Origin of the sequence: Rubrivirga sp. (assembly GCF_965213695.1) — a bacterium.
GTDB lineage: Bacteria > Bacteroidota > Rhodothermia > Rhodothermales > Rubricoccaceae > Rubrivirga.
Map to the genome: position 1 here is coordinate 3015461 of NZ_OZ243912.1, position 20498 is coordinate 3035958.

Here is a 20498-nt window from a genome sequence, read left to right on the forward strand (position 1 = left end):
GGGCGCCCGCCCCCAGCACTGCGGCAGCGGGCGCCGTAGGCGGGGCCGATCAGTCGTCGTCCGAGTCGGTCGCCATCGAGATCACGCCGCAGCCGATCCGGTCACCCGACATGCCGCCGGGGTCGGACTCGAGGTCGTCGCGGTTGGCGTGGACCATGACGGCGCGGCCCTCGACGGGGCGGGCTCCGTCGAGCGACAGGAGGTCCGTCGTGAGCGTGGCCGTGGCCGTCCCGCTCGCGTTCGCCGTGAGGTTGCCGAAGTCGCCCGCGTGCTTCGAGTCCACGTCGTCGGTCGGGGCGCCGTGGTCCATCGTCCCGTAGGGGTCGTAATGGCCCCGGGCCGCGCCGCCGACCTCCGAGAAGCCGTCGTCGTCGTGGTCGCCCCGGCCGCAGTCGCCGACCTCGTGGATGTGGAACCCGTGCGTGCTGTTGGCCGCCAGGCCGTTGACCGTCACGCGCATCTCGAGCTCGTCGCCGTCTTGGGTGAAGTCGACGGTGCCGGTGACGCCGGTCGTCGTGTCGGTCGGCGCCGAGATCGACGCGGTCGCGGTCTGGCTGAGGTCGTCGCTGTCGCACGCCGCGAGCGGGAGCGCGAGGAGGAGAAGGAGCGAGAGGCGATGCATGGGAGGTGGGGGGATTAGGAGGCCGCTCCAACCCCCCCTGAGGCGCTCCGTTCGCCCGCGACGGCGCGTCAGGGGCCTCCCACGGATCGACTCCGGACTCGCCCGGCGCCGGCCTCAGAGAACCCCCGACGTAGGCTACATCCGCCCCTCGATCACGCCGCAGCCGACGCGCGTGCCCGACATCCCGCCGGGGTCGGACTCGCGGTCGTCGGCCCCGGAGTGGACGATGAGGGCGTGGCCGGCCACGCTCTGGTCCATCGGGAAGGTGGCGATGGTGAACGAGGCCTCGGCCGTCCCGTCGGCCCGGGCGGTGACGTTGCCGAGGTCGCCGAGGTGCTTGTCGTCGAGGTCCTCGGTCGCCGCGCCGTGGTCCATCGTCCCGAGCGGGTCCCAGTGGCCGCCGGCCGCGCCGCCGGGCTCCATCGTGCCGTCGCCGTCGGCGTCGCCGCGCCCGCACGCCGCGTTCTCGTGGATGTGGATCCCGTGACGGCCCGGCGCGAGCCCGCTCAGGCTGACCATCACCATGAGCCCGCCGTCCATCTCGTGGAACCGGACGGTGCCCTGAGCCTGAGCGTTGGGGGCGGTCGTGGGGCGGACGACGGCGGCGGCGGTCGTGGCCGGGTCGTCGTCGAAGAGGTCGGCGGCGGCGGAGTACGTCATGCCGGCCGCGTCTTCGACGGCGTCGGCGGCGCCGCGGGCGACCGTCGCCGTAGCGTCGGCGGCGTCCTCGACGCCCTCGGCGGCCCGGTCGGCCGCGCGCTCGGTGGACTGGCACGCCGCCAGGGCGACGACCGACGTAAGAAGGAGGAGGGTTCGCATGGGAGTGGTGGGGATGAGGACGTCCCGTTCACGCGCCATGCGGGCCGGAGATCGCCCGGCCGCCCGATCTCAGGGATCTGCCGACGGCGCGGGCCGGAGACCGGCCGACGTCACGGAGCGGGCGGCCAAGGGTGCCGCGCGGGTGGCACTGCCCCGCCGTACTCACCGGTCTCCCCTCCCCCTTTCCCATGCCCGACGTCTCCGTCCTCACCGCCGCCCCGTTCCTCGCCCACTGGCAGGGCCACCGCCACCTCACGCGCCGCGTCATCGAGGCCTTCCCCGACGACGATGCCTTCACCACGTTCTCCGTCGGCGGGATGCGGCCCTTCGCGGCGATGGTCGCCGAGCTTCTCCAGATCGCGGCCCCGATCCTGCGCGGCGTCGCGACGGGCGACTGGTCGGGCGAGACGGTCGAGCCGCCGCCGACGCGGGCGGAGGCCCTCCGCCAGTGGGACCACGCGACGGCCGAGATCGACCGGCTGTGGCCCGAGGTCCCAGCGCACCGCTTCGAGGAGGTCGACACGGCCTTCGGGCAGTGGGAGGGGCCCGGGTACTGGCAGCTCCTCTACGCCGTCGACAACGAGGTCCACCACCGCGCGCAGGCCTACGTGTACCTCCGCGTGCTGGGGGCCGAGCCGCCCCCGTTCTGGGAGCGCGGCGAGCCGGCGTCCTGAGCCCGGGCGCCCGCTCAGCGAGCGGGCGTCGCCACCGTGTCGGCGCCGGTCGTGTCGGCCGCGGCCTCGTCCGCCCGGCGGATCACGCCGCAGCCGACGCGGGCCCCGGCGTCGCCGCTGGGCTGGCTCGCCAGGTCGTCCTCGCCGCCGTGGACCAGCATGGCCTTGCCGAGAAACGATGTCGGCCCGTCGAAGGCCAGGACCGAGTCGACGCGGACGCCGACGGCCCGGCCCGAGGCGTCGGCCTCGACGTTGCCGAGGTCGCCGGCGTGGCGCTGGACCGGCCGGGCCGAGGGCGCCCCGTGCGGGCTCGCGAGCGGGTTGAGGTGGCCGCCCGCGGCGCCGGCCGGCGTCCCCGTCGAGTCCGGCCCGCAGTCGCCGGTCTGGTGGACGTGGAACCCGTGCATCCCGGCGCTCAGCCCGGACAGGTTGTAGCGGATCTCGACGGCGTCGTCCAGGTCGATGAACTCGACGCTCCCGGACACGCCGGACCCGTCGACCTCGGCGATCTGGGCGACGGCGCGGTCGGGGCCCGAGGGGACGATCTCGGCCACGGCGTCGGCCACGGGCTCGGTGGTGGGCGTGGCGTCGTCGGCGCAGCCGGCGGCGACGAGCAGGGCGAGGGCGGCGAGGGGGAGGCGCATCAGGGGGAATGTCGGGGCGCCCGGTCAACGCCGGGCGGCGCCCTCAGTTCGCCCGGCCGATCTCGGCGCGGACGCGGGCGGACAGCCCGGCCACGACGAGCGCGTACGAGTGGTCCACCAGCTCGCGGACGACGTCGCCCGGCACGTCGCCGCGCAGGCCGACCGTGTTCCAATGCGTCTTGTTCATGTGGTACCCCGGGGCCACGTCGGCGTAGGCCTCGCGGAGCTCGACGGCCCGCTCCGGGTCGCACTTCAGGTTGACGGCGGGCTCGGCCCACTCGACGTTCGCGAGGGCGAACATCTTGCCGCCCACCTTGAACACCAACGTGTCCGGCCCGAACGGGAGGTCCTCGGTGGCGCCGGGCTGGGCGAGGCAGTGGTCTCGGAGGTCGTCAAGGTGCATCGGTCGGACGGGTGGACGGGTGGACGGGTGGACGGGTGGACGGGTGGACGGGTGGAATCTCCAGCCACCGGCGTGCGAGCGCCAGCACCGACGAGGATGCGGCGCCCGACAGAGGCACCGCGCTCGGTAGTACAGTGGGACATCGTGCCCGACAGGGACACGACTCGTCGTGTCCCTGTCGGGACAACCAACGCACGGACTTTGGCCTCCCCCTCTGCCGTTTCCCATTTCCTATTTCCCCGTTCCCGCGAGCGCAGCGAGCGCCCCAGCCCTACCGCTTCCAGAAGCCCGGCGTGAACAGCAAGAGCACCGTGAAGATCTCCAGCCGGCCGGCCATCATCAGGACCGACAGGAGCCACTTGCCGGCCACCGGGACGTGCGTGTAGTTCTCCGTCGGCCCCATCGCCCCGAACGCGGGTCCCACATTCCCGACGCACGAGAACGTGGCGCTGAACGCGCTCCAGATGTCGAGCCCCATCACGCCGAGGAGCAGGGTCCCCAGCCCGATCAGCCCGACGTAGAACACGATGAAGGACAGGACCGTCCGGATGATGCCCTCGGGGACTACGCGGTGGTCGAGCCGGATCGGGAGGATGGCCTGGGGGTGGACAAGCTGGCGGAGCTCGCGGAACGAGTTCTTCAGGATGAGCAGCACGCGGACGACTTTGACGCCGCCGCCCGTCGAGCCGGCCATCCCGCCGACGAAGAACAGCGCGAACAACACGACGAGCGCGAGCGGCGGCCACACCTCGTAGTCGGCCGTGCCGAACCCGGTCGTCGTGATGATCGACGCCGCCTGGAAGGCCCCGTAGCGGAGCGCGTCCAAGAAGCCGTCGTAGTGGACGATGGTCCGGCCCCGCTCCTCGCGCGTGGCCAGCGCCTCGGCCGCCTGGGCGCCGCCGCCGATGTCCTCGCCGCCGGTCCGGTCCGCCGACTCCGTCTCGACGTCGCCGACGGTCGCTCCGCCCGACGTCACCTCGTCCACCTTCTCCTGGGTCACGACCTCGCCGTCGAGCGTGACGGGCGCCGGGAGGACGTCGCTGGTCGGCGTCCACAGCGTGAGCGTGAGCAGGACCGCGGCCCCGGCGAGGATCGCGAAGTAGACCTTGAGCTCCTCGTTGTTCGTCGCCGCCCAGTCGCGGTGGAGCAACCGGTAGTGGAGCGCGAAGTTCATCCCCGCCAGCACCATGAACACGGTCACCACCCAGTCGACGTAGGCGCTCCCGTACTGGCCGACCGACCCGTTCTCGGTCGAGAACCCGCCAGTCGCGAGTGTGGCCATCGCGTGGTTGACGGCGTCGAACAGCGACATCGCCGGCAGCAGCAGGACCGTCTGGATCACCGTCAGGGCGACGTAGATCGCCCACAGCCGCTTGGCCGTCTCGGTCACGCGCGGCGTGAGCTTGTCGGCCGAGGGGCCCGGGACCTCGGCCTTGAACAGCTGCATCCCGCCCACCCCGAGCATCGGGAGCACGGCGATCGTCAGCACGATGATGCCCATGCCGCCGAGCCAGTGCGTCAGGCTCCGCCAGAGCAGGAAGGCGTTGGGGACCGCCTCGATCTGGGGCGTGTCGGCCCCGCCCAGGATCGTGGCCCCGGTCGTCGTGAAGCCCGACATGACCTCGAAAAAGGCGTCGGCGAACTCGGCCAGCACGCCCGTCATCACCCACGGGAGCGCGCCGACGAGTGACAGGACAAACCACGCCAGCGCCACAATCGCGAACCCCTCCCGAACGCGGAGCTCCTCCTTCGGCCGGAACGCGACCCACAGCGCGGCGCCGACGACGACCGACCCGGCGGCCGTCGCCGCGAACGCCCACCACTCGGCCTCGCCGTACGCCAGACCCACCAGCGCCGGCGCCGCCATCGTCACGCCGAGCGCGGCCAGGAGCACGCCCAGCAGGCCGGCGATCGCTTTCCAGTCGAGGATCATGGGGGTGATGAGTAAAGGGCGGAGGGTAAAGGGCCCTTGACCCCTCACCCCTCACGCTTTACCCGCTGAACAGCGGCTCGACGTCGGCGACGCGCTCGGGCGTGGCGAACACGACGGCCCGCTGGCCCGGCCGGACCTGCGTCGTGCCCGTCGCGATCTCGACGCGGCTCCCCACGACGGCTCCGAGCAGGACGCCCTTGGGCAACTTCTGCTTGGCGAGGGGCGCGCGCGTGATCGGGGCGCCCTCGTCGGCCACCAACTCCAGGATCTCGGCGTCGAGCCCGTGGACGGTCGCGACCGAGCGGACGTGGGACCCGCGCAAAAACCGCAGGACCTCGCGGCTCACGGCCAGCTTCTGGCTCACGGCCGCGTCCAGGCCGATGGACTGCGAGATCGGGATGTAGGCGCTCTTCGACAGCAGCGCGACCGTCTTGCGCACCTGGAGGTGCTTCGCCATGAGGCACGAGACCAAGTTCGACTCCTCGTCCTCGGTCACGGCCACGATGGCGTCGGTCTCGGCCAGCCCCTCGCGGACCAGCAGGTCGATGTCGGCCGGGTCGCCGTGGATGACGAGCACGCCCTCGAGTGTCACGGCGAGGTGCTCGGCCCGGGCCCGGTCCTTCTCGACGATCTTGACCTCCATCCCGCCCTGGCGGCGCGACCGGCCGGCGAGCCCGGCGGCCACGCGCGCGCCCACGTTCGTCCCGCCCAGGATCATGACGTGGCGGAGCCGCCCGGCCTCCTTGCCCAGCACCCGGGCCACCTCGGCCACCTTCCCCGACTCGACGAGCACGAACACCTGGTCGCCGCCCTGGACCGTCGCGTTCCCCGACGGGACGATCGTCCGGACGCCCCGCGAGATGCCCATGATCCGGAACGGGAGCGCGCTCGACCGGTCCAGCTCGGCCAGCGTCGTCCCGGCCAGCGGCGAGTCCCGGTCGATCCGGATCCCGACGAGCTGGACCCGGCTCTGGCAGAAGTCGACGATGTCGGTGGCCGCCGCCCGCCGCAGGAGCGAGACGACCTCGTTGGCCGTCGACTGCTCGGGGTGGATGATGTGGTCGATCCCGAAGTCGCCGAGCGTGAGCACGGCGTGCGGACCGGTGAACTCGTCGCTCCGGACCCGGGCGATGGTCGTCGTCTCGGCGGCGCTCTTGCCGACGCGCTCGGCCAGCATCGACGCGATCACGTTGACCTCGTCGATGTCAGTCACGGCGACGAGCAGGTCGGCATCCTCGATCCGCGCCTCGCGCAGCGTCAGCGCCGACGTCCCCGACCCGAGCACGGCCAGCACGTCGAGCGTCTCGCGGACCTGCTCGACCTTTTTCGGGTCCGTGTCGACGACGGTGACGTCGTGGCGTTGGAGGGACAGGAGCCGGGCGACGTCGTACCCGACGTCCCCGGCCCCGACGACGATGGCGCGCATGAGCCGCCCAGGAGGCGCGGTGGGGCGTCGCCAAGGTACCGAGGTGCCGCGCCGGGCGACGGCCCCGCGAGATCTCCACCCGGGCGACCGCATCTAGACCCGGACCTCCCGCTTCCCGGCCGCTCCCAGACTCGGGAAGCTGGCTGCGCCGACGCTACGCGGTGTCCCCCTTTCAAGGGCAGGGCTGCTACGTCCTGCGAAATGAGTCAGACTCCTAAGCAAAATGACAGTCATCCCCGCGCACGCGGGGATCGATAGGGGGCCGCTCGCTGAGGCGCCGCTGCGTATGGATTCCCGCGTGCGCGGGACCGCGAAGCGACGGCGCCAGCCAATGACACCTGTTGTTTGTATGGTCGGCAAAGAACGTAGTAGCCCTGCCCTTCAGGGGGACAGTCCGCGCGCCCGCTGAGCGGAGCGAGGGGCGCTCGGACGGGGGGTTCGGGCCGGAGATCCGTAGCGTGCGCTCGCCCCGGGTCTTCACCCGGCTGGGCCGTGTCGCCAGGGGCGGGCCCGGCCACGACCGCGCCCCGCCGACGGCGACGTCAGCGGGGCGCGGTCGTGGCCGGGCCGGTCAGTTCCGGGGGTTGGGCCGGTTGACGCGGTTGGCGAGCGCCTCGTCGGCCTTGTCCGTCTGGGGGAGGTTGTCGCGCGAGGCCTCGCCGTACCAGCACGCCAGCGCCAGCGCCAGCGCCACGTCCTCGTGGTCGCCCAGGTCGACGGCGGCGCCGGTGTCGGCCGCGATCCGGCCCCGGGACTCGCGCGCGTCGACAGCGGCGGCGGTGGCCTCGTCGGGCGTGATCGGCGCCTCGATGACCTCGGTCGAGACGTTCGCCTCGGAGCCTGACTGCTCGATGACGGCTGGGGACGGGCCGGAGCCCGGGACCTCCGTGCCGGCCATGGTCGTCGAGGCGCCGTCGGCACTGTCCACGAGGTCGCCGTCGGCGTTGCGGTCCGAGTCGGGCGCGGCGGCCTCCAAGTCGGCCGAGCCGTAGATCGCGTCGATGGCCTCGGTCGCCGCGTCGAGCGTGCCCGGGACCTCGACGGCGCCGGCCCGGTAGAGCCGCTCGAACGTGTCCACCAAGACCTGGGCCGAGACGTCGTGGGCGTCGATGTCGCCGGACCCGACGGTGACGGCGACCGCGCTCGGGCCGACCTCGTGGATCGCGTCGGCCGACCGCTGGCCGCCGCTCGTCACGACGGTCGTCTGCCCGGCGTACTGCTTCTCGGAGTTGACGGCGTCGAGGACGGCCTGGATGGGGGCGTCGCCGGAGACGCGGCGCAGGTCGCGGACGGCGTAGGTCGGCGCCGGCCCGTCGGCCATGACCTCGACGAGGGCGTACGAGCGGGGGGCGGCGTCGGGGGCGTGGACGGCGCAGAGGAAGCGGGCCATGGGGGCAGATGCGGATGGAGAGAGGGCCCCTCCCAACGGCCCCCCGCCGACGGCCGTTCCTGCGCGAGCGTGCTCGGTCGAGCCGTGGCGAGCGGGCAGCGGCCAGTGGCGGCCGTCGGCCTCCGCTCCGCCGCCTCGGTGCCGAGGCGGGGGGATCGGCTTTGACTGTGCCTCCGCCTCCCGCGCGCTTCGTTAGGCGGCCACCGCGCCAGTCCCCCACCGCTCTGCCCGTTCCCATTTCCCCGTTCCCAGTTCCCGCGAGCGGAGCGAGCCCGCTACACCCACTCCTCCCCGAGCGACGAGACGTGGACCATGTTGGTCCGCCCCATCGCCGGGAGCGGCAGGCCGGCCGTGACCACGATCCGAGCGCCGACCTCGTAGTCGCCGCGCCCCAACAGCGCGTGGTGGACCGCGCGGACGCCGTCGTCGGTGTGGCGCTGGAAGTCGATGAGGATGGGCTCGACGCCCCACGAGAGCGCGATCCGGCCGATGGCCGCCGCGTCGTCGGTGAAGGCGTAGATCGGCGCGTCCGGGCGGTGGCTCGAGATGGCGCGGGCCGTCGAGCCCGAGTGCGTCAGGCAGCAGACGGCCTGGGCGTGCGTGTCCTCGGCCAGCTTGACGGCCGTGAACGAGACGGCGTCGGTGACCGGGTCCGAGGCGTCGGTGACGGCGACGACGGCCTGTCGGCCCCCGAGCCCGCGCCGGTTGGCCTCGGCCTGGCGCACGATCTCGTCCATCACGCGGACCGTCTCGACGGGGTACTTGCCGGCCGCCGTCTCGCCCGAGAGCATCACGGCGTCGGTCCCGTCGAGGACCGCATTCGCCACGTCGGTCGCCTCGGCGCGCGTCGGGCGCGGGCTCTCCATCATCGACTCCAACATCTGGGTCGCCGTGATGACCGGCTTCGAGGCCTCGAGGCACGCCCGAATCAGCGTCTTCTGGACGATGGGCACCTCCTGCATCGGGATCTCGATGCCGAGGTCGCCGCGGGCCACCATGATCCCGAAGCTCGACGCGAGCACGGCGTCGAAGTCGTCGACGGCCTCGGGCTTCTCGACCTTCGAGATGACCGGGACGTCCTTGCCGGCCGCCCGGATCCGCCGGTTGAGGTCGTCGACGTCGGCCCCGGACCGGACGAACGAGAGCGCGATGAGGTCGACGTCGTGGTCGAGCCCGAACGCCAGGTCCTCGAGGTCTTTGTCCGTCAGCGACGGCCGCGACGACTTGAGCTTGGGCAGGTTGACCCCCTTGCGCGAGCGGATCACGCCGTCGACGACGACCTCGGTCCAGACGTCGGCCCCGTCGACGCGGGTGACGACGAGCTCGAGGTTGCCGTCGTCGAGCAGGATCCGGTTCCCCTCGCTCACCTCCTCGGCGAGCGCGTCGTAGCTCACGTGGACGCGCTGGGCCGTCCCGGTCTCGACGGGCGCGCTCGTCAGCACGAGCGCGTCGCCCCGGTGGATCTCGGCGCCGCCGCCCTCGACCATCCCCAGCCGGATCTTGGGCCCCTGCAAGTCCTGGAGCACCGGCACCACGCGGCCCGCCGCCTGGGCCTCCTCGCGGACCACCTCGATCATCCGGCGGTGGTCGTCGTGCGAGCCGTGCGAGAAGTTGAGCCGGGCCACGTCCATCCCGGCCCCGATGAGCGCGCGGACGCCCTCCCGGGACGACACGGCCGGGCCGAGCGTGCAGACGATTTTGGTGCGACGAGGAGTGGGCCGAGACATGGGCAGGCGGGCAGAGGGACCGCCAACCTACGGCCCCCCTCCGGCGACGACGCCCAAATCAATGGAAGCGGTTCCACCCTCTTTAGCGTGCCCTATCCGACGATCCGGACGGCCGCCCCCTTCCCCGTCTGCTGGGTCTGGACGGGCGCCGTCCCGTCGCCGGTGCGGAGGCCGGCCGGGGGGGCCGGGCGCGGCGGGGCGGGCGCGGCCACGCCGGCCCCGGGCGCCCCCGTCGACACGACGGCCGGGACGTCGGGGTCGTGGGACTCGGCGTACGCCCGCTGTTGGACGTCCAGGACACACGCCGCCATCCCCTCCCTGAGGGCCGACGACGTCTCGGTGGCCCACCCCGGCGGGTCCTCCGCGACGTCCACGCCCGACGGGTCCGCGTCCAAGCCCTCGGCGAACGCGAGGTAGCGGTCGATGGAGGCCGCCGTCTCCCCCGCCGCCAGGGCCCGCGTCTCCAGGCACGCGCAGAGGGCCTCCGCCACCCCCGGTGGCAACGCGCCGTCCCCCTCGGCCGACGTCATGCACGACGAGTAGAGCCGGCTCTGGGCCGAGGCCGGGCCGGCGGCGAGGAGCAAAACGAGGAGGACGAGGCGCATGGCGGAGGCGGAGGGAGTCCCCTCCCGCATCGGCCACCTCGGCGCCGGGCCTCAACACGTCCGGCTGGCGTCACGCGGGGATGGCGCGAGCCCGAGGTATCCGCCGGGACCGGCGGGGCACCGGGCGACCACGCAGACCCCCCGCCAGCTCCGCCATCGCTTCGCTCAAGGCGGCTCTGGCTGTCCCCCTTGAAGGGGGACAGTCCCGTCGCCCCTGAGCGAAGCGATGGGCAACGGGACGGGGGGTCCGCCCACGGATGCTGAGGCCCAGCCCGTGTGCGACGGCTCTGCCCGGGGCGCCCTGCGACCGACCGTGGTCACCCGCCGTCGGTATCTTCGCCGAGATCGCCCGAGCCCTTTTTCGTCCCCCCACCGAGTCCATGGCAGAGATCCCCGACAGCGCCTCCCGGATCATCCCGATCAACATCGAGGAGGAGATGAAGTCCTCCTACATCGACTACTCGATGTCGGTGATCGTGAGCCGGGCGCTGCCCGACGTCCGCGACGGGCTGAAGCCGGTCCAGCGGCGCGTGCTCTACGGGATGCAGGAGCTGGGGCTGGCGGCCGGCCGGGCCCACAAGAAGAGCGCCCGCATCGTGGGCGAGGTGCTCGGCAAGTACCACCCGCACGGCGACCAGTCGGTGTACGACGCGCTCGTCCGGATGGCCCAGGACTTCAACGTGCGCGGGCCGCTCGTCGACGGCCAGGGCAACTTCGGGAGCATCGACGGCGACTCGGCGGCGGCCATGCGCTACACCGAGGCCCGGCTCACGCGGCTCTCCGAGGAGCTGTTGCGCGACCTCGACAAGGAGACCGTCGACTACACGCCCAACTTCGACGGGTCGCTGTCCGAGCCGAGCGTGCTGCCGGCCGCGCTGCCGAACCTGCTCCTCAACGGGGCCAGCGGGATCGCGGTCGGCATGGCCACCAACATCCCCCCGCACAACCTGGGCGAGCTGGTCAACGGGATCGTGGCCTTCATCGAGGACCCGGAGATCGACCTCGACGGGCTGATGGAGCACGTCCCGGCCCCCGACTTCCCGACGGGCGGCGTCATCTTCGGCGTCGGCGGGGTGCGCGAGGCGTACCGGAGCGGGCGCGGGCGCGTGGTCATGCGGGCCAAGATCCACGAGGAGGTGCTCCGGGGCGACCGCGACGCGCTCATCGTGACCGAGATCCCGTACCAGGTCAACAAGTCGACGCTGATCGAGAAGATCGCCCACGCCGTCCGCGACAAGAAGATCGAGGGCATCTCGGACCTGCGCGACGAGTCCGACCGCGACGGGATGCGGATCGTGATGGAGCTCCGCCGCGACGCGGTCCCCGAGGTCACGAAAAACCAGCTGTTCAAGTACAGCCAGCTCCAGCAGACGTTCGGGATGAACATGATCGCCCTGGTGGGCGGCCGGCCCCGGACGCTGGGGCTGAAGGACATGATCCGGCACTACGTCGACCACCGGCACGAGATCGTCGTCCGACGGACCGAGTTCGAGCTGCGCAAGGCCGAGGAGCGGGCCCACATCCTGGAGGGCCTGACACTCGCGCTCGACCACCTCGACGCCGTCATCGCCATCATCCGCCAGTCGGCCGACACCGACGCGGCGCGCGACAACCTGATGGCCGGCATCTACCCGCAGCGGCTGACGGCCGAGCAGAAGGAGCGCCTGGGCCTGCCCGACGCCGACCCGGTCGCCATCACGGGCCCGCGCGAGTCGACGGGCTACGCGCTCACCCGGGAGGACTTCACCCCGCGCCCCTGGCTCAGCGAGGCGCAAGCGGACGCCATCCTGGCGCTCCGCCTCAGCCGCTTGACCGGCCTGGAGCGCGACAAGATCGCCGCCGAGTACGCCGACATCCTGAAGGAGGTCGAGCGGTTGCAGTCGATCCTGGCCTCCCAGCCGCTCCGGATGCAGATCATCGCCGACGAGCTGAGGGAGGTGGCCGAGAAGTACGCCGACCCGCGCCGGACCGAGATCGACATCATGGGCGGCGGCGACATCGACCTCGAGGACCTGATCGAGGACGAGCACGTCGTCGTGACCATCACGCACCAGGGGCTCGTCAAGCGGACGTCGATCGACGAGTACCGCGCGCAGCACCGCGGCGGGACCGGCCACCGGGGGACGGGCACGCGCGACGAGGACTTCGTCGAGCACCTGTTCACGGCCTCGGCCCATGACTACCTCCTCTTCTTCACCGACCACGGCCAGTGCTACTGGCTCCGCGTGTACGACGTCCCCGAGGGCAGCCGGACGGCCAAGGGCCGCTCGGTCCGCAACCTCGTCCGGATCGATGCCGAGGACCGGGTCCGCGCCGTGCTGGCGATCAAGAAGGAGGACTTCCGCGACGACGAGTTCCTCGAGAACCGGTTCGTGCTGATGGCGACCGAGCGCGGGCTGGTCAAGAAGACGGCGCTGGCGGCCTTTAAGCGCCCGCTCGTCTCGGGCATCATCGCCATCGACATCGTGGAGGGCGACCAGTTGCTGGAGGCCAAGCTGACCGACGGCGACACCGAGGTCCTGCTCGGCTCGTCGGGCGGCCGGGCCATCCGGTTCCACGAGGCCGACGTCCGCGCGATGGGCCGCAAGAGCCGAGGCGTCAAGGGGATGAACCTCCCGGACGCCGAGCGGATCGTCGGCATGATCACGGTCCGCCGCGACGGGGCCCAGGTGCTGACCATCTCCCAGAACGGCTACGGCAAGCGGACCAGTCTCGACGAGTACCGCATCCAGTCGCGCGGCGGCAAGGGCATCCTGACCCAGAAGACGACCTCGAAGACGGGCCCGCTCGTGGCCCTCAAGAGCGTCTTGGACGACGACCAGCTGATGATCGCGACCGAGGGCGGCATCATGATCCGGATGGCCGTCGGCGACATCTCGGAGTACGGCCGGAACACCCAGGGCGTCCGCATCCTGACGCTCAAGGCCAACGACGCCATCGCCGACGTGGCCCGGGTCGTGATCGAGGACGACGAGGACGCGGCCATCGAGGCGACCGAGGCCGGGATCGACGCGGTCCCGCCGGCCGCCGCGCCGCTCGCGGAGGGGGCGCCACCGCAAGACTCGTAGGTAGCGCGCACCTCCTCCCACCTCTCCGTTGCCCACCGTCTCCCGCTTCTTCGGCATCGTCGTTTTTCTCAACTACCGCGACCACGCGCCGCCCCACTTCCATGCCCGCTACGGTGAGGACGAGGTGACGGTCGAGATCTACGGCGGCGCCGTGACCGGGAAGATGTCGAGGCGAGCGCTCCGGCTCGTCTTGGAGTGGGCTTCGCTCCACGAGGACGAGCTGATGCGGAACTGGGACCTCGCCCGAGCGAGTAAGCCCCTCGAACAGATCGACCCGCTGACCTGACCCTCGCTGCGATGCCGTACCCGTTCCTCCACGTCACGAGCGTTCGTCACCTCGGAGGCCACCGGCTGGCGGTCGCCTTCACCGACGGGACCGAACGCGAAGTGGACCTGAGCGATGAGTTGGGGGGCGAGGTGTTCGAGCCGCTCCGGAACGAGGCCGCGTTCGCCGAGGCGTACGTGGACCCGGAGACGAGGACGGTGACGTGGCCAAACGGGGCCGACTTCGCTCCTGAGTTCTTGCAGGAGATCGGCCGTGAGGTCGCGCCCGTCGTGTAGGAGCCGGGCCGTTCCTCTGCACGTCGACCCGGTCACATTAGAGGTAGATGATTCGGTAGTCCCGGTAGACCACTTCCCGGACCGACTCGTCGGCGACCTCCGGGACCGCGCGGCCCGAACGTGGGAACGCTTCGAGCCTCCCGACGGCGCCCAGCAGGCGGCGCACCAACACCTCGGCATATCCGGGGGACCGTGCAGCGTGGTACTCCGCAACCTCAGCCAGATCCACTTGCGCTCTCGTCGTCCAGACGACGTCCGACACGTCAGGTCGCCTCCCGCCAGCGGGTCATCCGTTGTTCCATCTGACGGACCACCTCCGCGTGCGGGATGGTCTCTCCTCGCCGAGCCTGGTCGAGGCCCTCGGCGACTCGGCTCAGCAAGAGAAGCCGCTCCATGGCGTCCTCCACGGTCGCGTCGTCGGGCAACTCGGACACGGCGCGGACGATCTCGGGCTTGGAAATAGTCGCTGGCATGGCGTTGTTGGCTCGTCGCGTCAAGGTAACGCTGGGGTCTGTTCTCTCAGCGTGAGCCGCCGCCCGCGGGCCGGCTGACCCGCCGCCGTAACGGGGGGGATGTCAAGGGTCGGCTTCTACGGCGACCCTCGAAGCGTGCCGGGAGGAGCAACAGGATATGCTCATCGACCTCGACGCCGCGCAGGGAGCGTAACAGCCTTGGGCTTTCCGACCCATGTTCCTCACGCCTCCCGCTCGGCCGCCCAGCGGACGCGGTGGACGGCGTCGTCGTCGACCAGCCCCAGCTCGGCCGCCGCTTCAGCCGCTTCGACGGTGCTGGCGACGCGGCGCATCGGGACGCCCCGGGCCTCGACATCGCGGGTGATCTGGTCGACCTCGCGGTCTCGGGCCGGACCGGTCACGTCGCGGACGAACACGGCCCGGACGCGGCCGGGGAAGCGGGCCACGACCCGCTGGTAGATCTCCGGATCCTCCTGCCCGCTGTCGCCGACCAAGATGGCCGGGAGGTCGGGGTAGAACCGGAGGACCTCCTCGATCCGCTCCAGCTTGTGGGCGTGGTGGCCCGTCTTGATAAACTTGCCCGGGTCGACGCCGAAGTCCTTCAGGAAGACGGCGCCGGGCGGGACGTTCCGGTGCTCCAGCGTGCCGACGAACTGCCGGTACAGGTTCCACGGCGACGACGACACGTAGAACACGGGGTTCGTCGGGCGGCCGTCTTGGTCGCACAGCGCCCGGTAGAACGCGCCGACGCCGGGGAAGACCTCGCGCGTCGTGGCGTTGTTGAGCAGGACGACGCGGGCGAACCGGAGCTTGTCCGTCGCGCCCGTCCGCAGGACCGTGTCGTCGAGGTCGCTGATGAGGAGGAAGCGGGCGTCGGGCGGCGGCACTTGGAAGCGGTGGGCCACCTCGACGGGCGCATGATCGGCCTCGACGGGCTCGAGCAGGCGGACGGTCGCCTCGCGCCACAGGTCGCCCTCGGCGAGCTCGGCCTCGACGGCGAGGTCGTAGTAGCCGTCCTCGTCGGTCGTGGTCTCGACCGTCCGGCCGGCGACGGTGACCGCGAGCCGGGCGCCGGGGACCTCGTCGCTGAGGTAGCGGCGGGCCGTGAGCCGGGCGCTCTCCCACCGCGTCAGCTCGCCCTCGTGGTCCACCTCCTCGTCGTCCAGGACGCGGCCCCGCAGGCGGACGCGGCCGGCGTCGCCGTAGCCGTGGTACGGCACGACGTGGAGGTCGTCCCACAGGTCGAACCGGCGGCGGACGCGGGCGATGGAGTGGTCGACGACACGCTCGACGGACAGGAGCGCGGACAGGAACGGGTTCGGCACGGGGCGGAGCGGCAGGGCCCCCCCGTTACGCCGCGCCGTCGCCCCCCGGTCCGGGCGCCGCCAGCGGAAGGCGCACGTGGAACGTCGCGCCCTCGCCGAGGCCGGGGCTCTCGGCCCACAGCCGGCCCCCGTGCTGCAAGACGATGGCGCGGGCGACGGTCAGCCCGACGCCCAGGCCCTCGTGGTCGCGCTCGTCCGGGTTCGAGACCTGGACGTAGGCCTCAAAGACCCGGTCGAGGTCGGCCGCGGCCAGGCCGCGCCCCCGGTCGGCGACGGCGACGCGGATCTCCCCATGCGCCACCTCCGCCGAGACGCGGACCGGCGCCTCGGGGCCCGAGAACTGGACGGCGTTGCGGACCACGTTGCGGACGGCGAGCCGGAGCCGGCGCCCGTCGCCGTCGACCAGCAGCGGGCCGGGCGGAAGCGCGAGCACGGCGTGGGGGGCCAGCTCGGACGTGGCCTCGGCCAGGATCGTCGCCAGCGCCGTCAGACCGCCGGGGTGGAGGCCGAGCTCGCCCTGGGCCTCGGCCATCACGTCGATCGTCTCGACGACGTCCATCATCCGGTCGCCCGCGCGGACGACGGCGGCGGCGAACGAGTGGAGGTCGCCGCGGACCTCCTCGGCCAGGATCTGCCCGAACCCCTGGACGGCCGTGATCGGCGTCCGGAGCTCGTGCGACGCGATCGACATGAAGTTGGTCTTGAGCCGGTCGAGCTCGGCGAGCCGCTCGTGGGCGCCCCGGAGCGCCGCTTCGTGGCGGGCGTTCCGGATGGCGACGGCGGCCTGCGCGGCGACGATGAGCAGGGCCTCGGCGTCGGCCCGGTCGAAGGCGGCGCGGCGCGGGTTGAGCGCCTGGAGGACGCCGACGGGGTGGCCGTCGATCCGCATGGGGACGCCCAGGACCGAGCGCGTGACGAACCCGGTCGCGGCGTCGGCGGCTTGGTAGCGGCGGACGTCGGCGTCGGCGTCGGCCGCGTGGAGGATCCGGTTCTCGCGGAACGTGGTCCCGGCCAGGCTGCCCGAGAGCGGGACCTCCTGGCCCACGAGCGCGGCCCCGGCCTCGCCCGTCGCGGCCTCGAAGCGGAGCGCGCCCGTGGCCTCGTCGAACAGCAAGATCGAGGCGGCTTGGCAGTCGAGGACCTCAGTCGTCGTCCGGGCGATGTAGTCGAGCAGCCGCGTCGCGTCGCCGAGCGCGTTGAGCGCGACGCTGACGTCGAGGAGACGGCGGAGCCGGGCGAGCGTCGTCTCGGGCGACTCCGAGGGGCGCCCGAGCGGGACGGTCTCGGTGAGGACCATCAGAGGCGGAGGTGGAGCCCGGCCGGTATCGGCCGCGGGGCCATCCTCCTCAAATCGGCGGAGATGGGCAGGGCGAAGGATGTCCTCTCGTCGCTCCTCCTCAGCGCCGAGGAGCTCGTCCGTCTCCATACGAGCCCGAGCCTCCGCTCAGCCCGCGAGCGCCTTCAGCCGCTCCTTGAACCCGACGGCCGCGTTCGTGTAGCCGCCCCCGGCGCCGTCGACGAAGTGGACCTGCTGGCCCATCCGCTCGTAGACCAGGCACGTCAGGACGGCGCGGTCGGAGACGTGGAGGCCGTAGGCGAGCCGGCCGGCCTGGTAGAGGTCCTCGAGGACGGCTTCGAGGCGGGCCCGCTCCTCCGGCCCGCCGGCCAGCACCATCCGCAGGACGCCGTCGAACTTGCGGTAGTCCGTCGCCGCCCGGAACAGGGACGGGTACCGCTCCCAGTCGGTCTCGGCCGTCTCGATCCCGAACCGGATGAGGAACCGGCCGAGCAGGTTGCGGGCCCACAGCTCGGTCCGCTTGCGAAGGCGTCGGTCGGGGTGCCGCAGCCGGACCTCGGGCCCGAACTTGGCCGGCGACGCCGAGAGCCGGAGCCGGTCGAGCGCGACCGGGTGGGCCGTCTCGTCGTCGTAGATCTCGCCGAGCGCGACGAGCACGGCCCGGTACGTCGCGTCGCGGTCCTCGCCGACGGCCTCGACCAGCAGCGAGACCGTCTCGCCGCGCGGGCTCGCGACGTCCTGCCACCGGCACTCGAGCCCGGCGTACGGGTCGTCGGCGTCGGCGGGGACGGCGTCGCTGGCGTAGCGGTCGGCCGTGGCGGGGTCCTTGACTTGGCGCTCGGCCCAGCCCAGGCCGGTTCCCCGGAACAGGGCCTGGGCGTACGTCTCCGACGCCTGGTACCGCGCCACGGCCACCTGGTGGCCCGCCGCACGGACGGCGGCGAGCGGCACGGCCCCGACGCGGAGCGGGAGCCCGAGCCGGACGCTCGCGTGGTCCTGGAGCGCCGCCAGCGACGCCAGCGCGGCGGCGAGGTGCTCCGGCGGGACGACCAGCGTCGCCCCGTCGCCGCCGAACACGAACGGGAGGTCGGCGCGGTCGGCCGCGTTGAGAACGGCCGAGATCGACGCCGCCCCGACGTAGTTGACGTCGCGGTAGCGCCCGGCCTGGACCGCCTCCGTCGACCCCACGACGTCGGTCAGCACGACTGTCCAGTCGGGCGGGACCGGCGTGTACGCGGCGTCGTCGACGAGCCGGTCGAACCGGGAGACCGGCGGGAGGCGGGCGTAGAAGTCGGCGGGCATGGCGCACGAACGCGGCGGCCTCGGCCCCGGTGCCCTACGCCTCCCGGCGGGCTGTCTCGGGCGAGAACGCGGGCGCGCAAACGGCCCAGTACTCGCACGCGGCGTCGGCCGGGTTGAGGTAGCGGACGCGCTCGCCCGCCTCGCACAAGACGGTCTCGCCCGGGCCGATGTCGAGGTGCCCGCCGGCGTGCTCGACGCGCATGGTCCCCCGCAGGACGATCGTGACCTCGTCGAAGGCCGGCGTCTGGGCCGGCTCGTGCCACCCCGGCGGCGCGACCATGTGGGCGACCGAGACGCTCGCGGTCCCTGTGTGGACGCGGCCGACGTGCTCCTCGATGGTCTTCCCTCCGGGGCCGGGGATCTGTGTGGGCGCGGTGATGTGGCGGGGCATGGCGGGGGGGATGAGGGGGAGCGTCGGCATCGTTTTTGACGGCCGACCGGCGACTGACCGCGCCGCCGGGCCCGTTCGGCCGACGCCTCGGACGGCTGAGACAGATTCGGGCCGGCGCCCGCAACCTCTGGGGCGTCTTTACGAATGTCTACCCGTCCCCGTTCACCAGCCGCCGCACGCCATGGTTCTCGCGCTCCAACTCGCGGTGCCGGCGGCTCTCCTCGCCCTCCTGATGTTGGCCGCCCGCCCCGAGCGGTCCCGCACCCGGAGCTGACCGACGAGCGCCCCGGCCGCCGACGCCTCCGCGTCCTCTCCAGCGCCCCGCCCGGCTTCGGCCCGGCGGGGCGCGCCCGTGTCGGGCCCGTTGCGCACGCGCTGCGCACCCCGCGCACCGACCGGGCACCCGAGACCGTTTGACGGGCGGGCGGGCGCCCTCGACGGGCTCCACGGGCACACATGCGTTTGGCACCGTCCTTGTCTTCGACCTGCTCGGACGAGAGACACTCGGCCGCGCGGCTCGGACTCCGACCGCAGCGGCCCCTCGACCTCGGCGATGACGCGGCCTGCCCTGGGGATGGGGCGGGCCCGTCGCGGGCTCTCCTCCGCCCGCTCGCCGGGTGTGTGAGATGGGGCGGGACCGGCTCACGGGTCCCGCCCCACTTGCGTAGGGGGGACCTGCGTAGGGGCGCACCCGAAGCCACCGGGCTGCCCCGTTCAGCGGCTGGTCCCACCGAAAGACGGGGCCCTGTCCGGGCGCAGTCCCGGAGAGGGCGCGCACCTATCTTCGACACGCCCCCCACCGCCCCTGTGACTCGCTACTCCCTCGTCCTCCTCGTCGCGCTCGCCGGCTGCATGGGCGACGCCCCGCGCGAGAACCCGTTCGACCCGAACTCGGAGCGCTACGACGACGCCGGAACCGTCTCCGGGGTCGTGACCGGGATCTACCCCCAGCCGAACGGGCAGTTCAGCGGCCGGGCCGGCGTCCGGGTCCGGGTGATGCCCGTCGACGGGGGCGTCGAGCGCGTCACGACGACGGACGAGAACGGCGAGTTCAGCATCGAGGACCTGCCCACCGATCCCGAGGGGACAGACTACCTCGTCCGCGCCGAGGGGCCCGGGCTCCGGGAGGCCGAGACCACGGTCCCGGTGACCGCCCGGGAGAACGCCCGCGTCTTGCTCCGCCTCGACGCGCTCCCCATCGTCGAGACCCAAGCCGTGCGGACCGTCCACATCGAGCAGTGGTTTCCGGGCGAGACGATCTATCGGCTCGAGGTCGAGGCGACCGTGTCCGACCCCGACCGGGCCACCGACGTCGACTCGGTCGCGATCGTCGCGGAGGGTCTCGGGGACGAGCCCGAGTTCCGGGCGCCGCTCGTCGAGACGTCGCCGGGGCGGTTCCAGGCGACGTTCCGGCCCGAGCAGCTCCCGGGCGGCCAGGTCCAGGCCCTCCTCGGTCGTCCGCTGCGGATCGAGGTCACCGACCTGAGCGGGAACGTGGGCCAGGGCCTCCCGCTCGCGCTCGTCCGCGTGATCGAGCAGACGCCGCTGACGGCGAGCCCCCAGGGGAGCGAGACGGTCATGCGGAACCCGCCGACGCTCACGTGGCGCCCGACGCCGATCCCGTTCGCCTACACCTACCGCGTCGACGTCAACCTGATCGACGGGGCCGGCATCCCCAACCTTATCGAGACGGCCCGCCAGATCGACCCCGGCGCGCTCCAGTACGACGTCCAGCGGACGCTGGCGCCGGGCAACTACTTCTGGACGTTGTGGGTGGTCGACGAGGCCGGCAACCGGAGCCGCTCGAAGGAGGCCGGCTTCGTCGTCCCCTAGCGCGC

20 protein-coding genes are annotated in these 20498 nt (G+C 72.6%); 5 read left to right on the forward strand and 15 right to left on the reverse strand.

The features are described 5' to 3' along the window. Positions 1 to 49 precede the first annotated feature (49 nt). Positions 50 to 622: a superoxide dismutase family protein gene (locus ACOOHE_RS13440; RefSeq protein WP_420454597.1), complete on the reverse strand. Its 573-nt coding sequence runs from the start codon at positions 620 to 622 to the stop codon at positions 50 to 52. 135 nt (positions 623 to 757) lie between these two features. Then, entirely contained in the window at positions 758 to 1441 is a 684-nt protein-coding gene (locus ACOOHE_RS13445) for a superoxide dismutase family protein (RefSeq protein WP_420454598.1), read from the reverse strand. A gap of 188 nt (positions 1442 to 1629) precedes the next feature. Here ACOOHE_RS13445 and ACOOHE_RS13450 point away from each other — a divergent pair, with 188 nt between their 5' ends. After that, a complete protein-coding gene (locus ACOOHE_RS13450) occupies positions 1630 to 2115 on the forward strand; it encodes a DinB family protein (RefSeq protein WP_420454599.1) in 486 nt (161 codons plus the stop codon). Between the two features lie 14 nt (positions 2116 to 2129). On the opposite strand, the gene ACOOHE_RS13455 is transcribed toward ACOOHE_RS13450, so the two are convergent. From ACOOHE_RS13455 to ACOOHE_RS13485, 7 genes are all read right to left on the reverse strand, one after another. Beyond that, a complete protein-coding gene (locus tag ACOOHE_RS13455) occupies positions 2130 to 2759 on the reverse strand; it encodes a superoxide dismutase family protein (RefSeq protein ID WP_420454600.1) in 630 nt (209 codons plus the stop codon). A 43-nt stretch (positions 2760 to 2802) separates the two neighbouring features. Continuing rightward, positions 2803 to 3162: an MmcQ/YjbR family DNA-binding protein gene (locus tag ACOOHE_RS13460; protein ID WP_420454601.1), complete on the reverse strand. Its 360-nt coding sequence runs from the start codon at positions 3160 to 3162 to the stop codon at positions 2803 to 2805. 271 nt (positions 3163 to 3433) lie between these two features. Beyond that, positions 3434 to 5095, reverse strand: coding sequence for a TrkH family potassium uptake protein (locus tag ACOOHE_RS13465; RefSeq protein WP_420454602.1), 1662 nt, complete (start codon positions 5093 to 5095; stop codon positions 3434 to 3436). 58 nt (positions 5096 to 5153) lie between these two features. Continuing rightward, complete coding sequence (gene trkA / locus ACOOHE_RS13470; RefSeq protein ID WP_420454603.1) at positions 5154 to 6521, reverse strand: Trk system potassium transporter TrkA; 1368 nt, start codon at positions 6519 to 6521, stop codon at positions 5154 to 5156. 571 nt (positions 6522 to 7092) lie between these two features. Then, positions 7093 to 7911, reverse strand: coding sequence for a hypothetical protein (locus ACOOHE_RS13475; protein ID WP_420454604.1), 819 nt, complete (start codon positions 7909 to 7911; stop codon positions 7093 to 7095). 275 nt (positions 7912 to 8186) lie between these two features. Continuing rightward, a complete protein-coding gene (gene pyk, locus ACOOHE_RS13480; RefSeq protein WP_420454605.1) occupies positions 8187 to 9638 on the reverse strand; it encodes a pyruvate kinase in 1452 nt (483 codons plus the stop codon). A gap of 92 nt (positions 9639 to 9730) precedes the next feature. Then, positions 9731 to 10243, reverse strand: a complete 513-nt coding sequence (locus ACOOHE_RS13485; RefSeq protein ID WP_420454606.1) for a hypothetical protein — start codon at positions 10241 to 10243, stop codon at positions 9731 to 9733. A gap of 380 nt (positions 10244 to 10623) precedes the next feature. Between ACOOHE_RS13485 and gyrA the strand changes: the two genes are divergently transcribed. Genes gyrA through ACOOHE_RS13500 form a run of 3 tightly spaced genes read left to right on the forward strand, consistent with a single transcriptional unit; the run spans position 10624 to position 13872 of the window. Next, complete coding sequence (gene gyrA, locus ACOOHE_RS13490) at positions 10624 to 13311, forward strand: DNA gyrase subunit A (RefSeq protein ID WP_420454607.1); 2688 nt, start codon at positions 10624 to 10626, stop codon at positions 13309 to 13311. A 28-nt stretch (positions 13312 to 13339) separates the two neighbouring features. Further along, positions 13340 to 13597: a DUF4160 domain-containing protein gene (locus tag ACOOHE_RS13495; RefSeq protein ID WP_420454608.1), complete on the forward strand. Its 258-nt coding sequence runs from the start codon at positions 13340 to 13342 to the stop codon at positions 13595 to 13597. 11 nt (positions 13598 to 13608) lie between these two features. Further along, positions 13609 to 13872, forward strand: coding sequence for a DUF2442 domain-containing protein (locus ACOOHE_RS13500; RefSeq protein ID WP_420454609.1), 264 nt, complete (start codon positions 13609 to 13611; stop codon positions 13870 to 13872). A 37-nt stretch (positions 13873 to 13909) separates the two neighbouring features. Here ACOOHE_RS13500 and ACOOHE_RS13505 read toward each other — a convergent pair whose 3' ends face one another. From ACOOHE_RS13505 to ACOOHE_RS13530, 6 genes are all read right to left on the reverse strand, one after another. Next, complete coding sequence (locus tag ACOOHE_RS13505; RefSeq protein WP_420454610.1) at positions 13910 to 14134, reverse strand: type II toxin-antitoxin system RelE/ParE family toxin; 225 nt, start codon at positions 14132 to 14134, stop codon at positions 13910 to 13912. A gap of 1 nt (position 14135) precedes the next feature. Beyond that, positions 14136 to 14345 (reverse strand): hypothetical protein, encoded by a 210-nt coding sequence (locus ACOOHE_RS13510; RefSeq protein ID WP_420454611.1) that lies wholly within the window; start codon positions 14343 to 14345, stop codon positions 14136 to 14138. A gap of 221 nt (positions 14346 to 14566) precedes the next feature. Then, positions 14567 to 15670 (reverse strand): App1 family protein, encoded by a 1104-nt coding sequence (locus ACOOHE_RS13515; protein WP_420454612.1) that lies wholly within the window; start codon positions 15668 to 15670, stop codon positions 14567 to 14569. 25 nt (positions 15671 to 15695) lie between these two features. Beyond that, positions 15696 to 16967 carry an ATP-binding protein gene (locus ACOOHE_RS13520; protein WP_420454613.1) on the reverse strand — a complete coding sequence of 424 codons (1272 nt, stop codon included), beginning with the start codon at positions 16965 to 16967 and terminating at the stop codon, positions 15696 to 15698. Positions 16968 to 17114: 147 nt separating this feature from the next. Next, on the reverse strand, positions 17115 to 18269 hold the full coding sequence (locus ACOOHE_RS13525; protein WP_420454614.1) for a DUF3095 domain-containing protein: 1155 nt from the start codon (positions 18267 to 18269) through the stop codon (positions 17115 to 17117). A 34-nt stretch (positions 18270 to 18303) separates the two neighbouring features. Beyond that, positions 18304 to 18660 (reverse strand): cupin domain-containing protein, encoded by a 357-nt coding sequence (locus ACOOHE_RS13530; RefSeq protein ID WP_420454615.1) that lies wholly within the window; start codon positions 18658 to 18660, stop codon positions 18304 to 18306. A gap of 807 nt (positions 18661 to 19467) precedes the next feature. On the opposite strand from ACOOHE_RS13530, the gene ACOOHE_RS13535 reads away from it, so the two are divergent. Next, positions 19468 to 20493 (forward strand): carboxypeptidase-like regulatory domain-containing protein, encoded by a 1026-nt coding sequence (locus tag ACOOHE_RS13535; RefSeq protein WP_420454616.1) that lies wholly within the window; start codon positions 19468 to 19470, stop codon positions 20491 to 20493. Positions 20494 to 20498 lie beyond the last annotated feature (5 nt).

Excerpts from the sequence above, each read along its gene's own strand:
- ACOOHE_RS13440 (WP_420454597.1), bottom strand. The coding sequence starts at position 622 with ATGCATCGCCTCTCGCTCCTTCTCCTCCTCGCGCTCCCGCTCGCGGCG.
- ACOOHE_RS13445 (WP_420454598.1), bottom strand. The coding sequence starts at position 1,441 with ATGCGAACCCTCCTCCTTCTTACGTCGGTCGTCGCCCTGGCGGCGTGC.
- ACOOHE_RS13450 (WP_420454599.1), top strand. The coding sequence starts at position 1,630 with ATGCCCGACGTCTCCGTCCTCACCGCCGCCCCGTTCCTCGCCCACTGG.
- ACOOHE_RS13455 (WP_420454600.1), bottom strand. The coding sequence starts at position 2,759 with ATGCGCCTCCCCCTCGCCGCCCTCGCCCTGCTCGTCGCCGCCGGCTGC.
- ACOOHE_RS13460 (WP_420454601.1), bottom strand. The coding sequence starts at position 3,162 with ATGCACCTTGACGACCTCCGAGACCACTGCCTCGCCCAGCCCGGCGCC.
- ACOOHE_RS13465 (WP_420454602.1), bottom strand. The coding sequence starts at position 5,095 with ATGATCCTCGACTGGAAAGCGATCGCCGGCCTGCTGGGCGTGCTCCTG.
- trkA (WP_420454603.1), bottom strand. The coding sequence starts at position 6,521 with ATGCGCGCCATCGTCGTCGGGGCCGGGGACGTCGGGTACGACGTCGCC.
- ACOOHE_RS13475 (WP_420454604.1), bottom strand. The coding sequence starts at position 7,911 with ATGGCCCGCTTCCTCTGCGCCGTCCACGCCCCCGACGCCGCCCCCCGC.
- pyk (WP_420454605.1), bottom strand. The coding sequence starts at position 9,638 with ATGTCTCGGCCCACTCCTCGTCGCACCAAAATCGTCTGCACGCTCGGC.
- ACOOHE_RS13485 (WP_420454606.1), bottom strand. The coding sequence starts at position 10,243 with ATGCGCCTCGTCCTCCTCGTTTTGCTCCTCGCCGCCGGCCCGGCCTCG.
- gyrA (WP_420454607.1), top strand. The coding sequence starts at position 10,624 with ATGGCAGAGATCCCCGACAGCGCCTCCCGGATCATCCCGATCAACATC.
- ACOOHE_RS13500 (WP_420454609.1), top strand. The coding sequence starts at position 13,609 with ATGCCGTACCCGTTCCTCCACGTCACGAGCGTTCGTCACCTCGGAGGC.
- ACOOHE_RS13510 (WP_420454611.1), bottom strand. The coding sequence starts at position 14,345 with ATGCCAGCGACTATTTCCAAGCCCGAGATCGTCCGCGCCGTGTCCGAG.
- ACOOHE_RS13520 (WP_420454613.1), bottom strand. The coding sequence starts at position 16,967 with ATGGTCCTCACCGAGACCGTCCCGCTCGGGCGCCCCTCGGAGTCGCCC.
- ACOOHE_RS13525 (WP_420454614.1), bottom strand. The coding sequence starts at position 18,269 with ATGCCCGCCGACTTCTACGCCCGCCTCCCGCCGGTCTCCCGGTTCGAC.
- ACOOHE_RS13530 (WP_420454615.1), bottom strand. The coding sequence starts at position 18,660 with ATGCCCCGCCACATCACCGCGCCCACACAGATCCCCGGCCCCGGAGGG.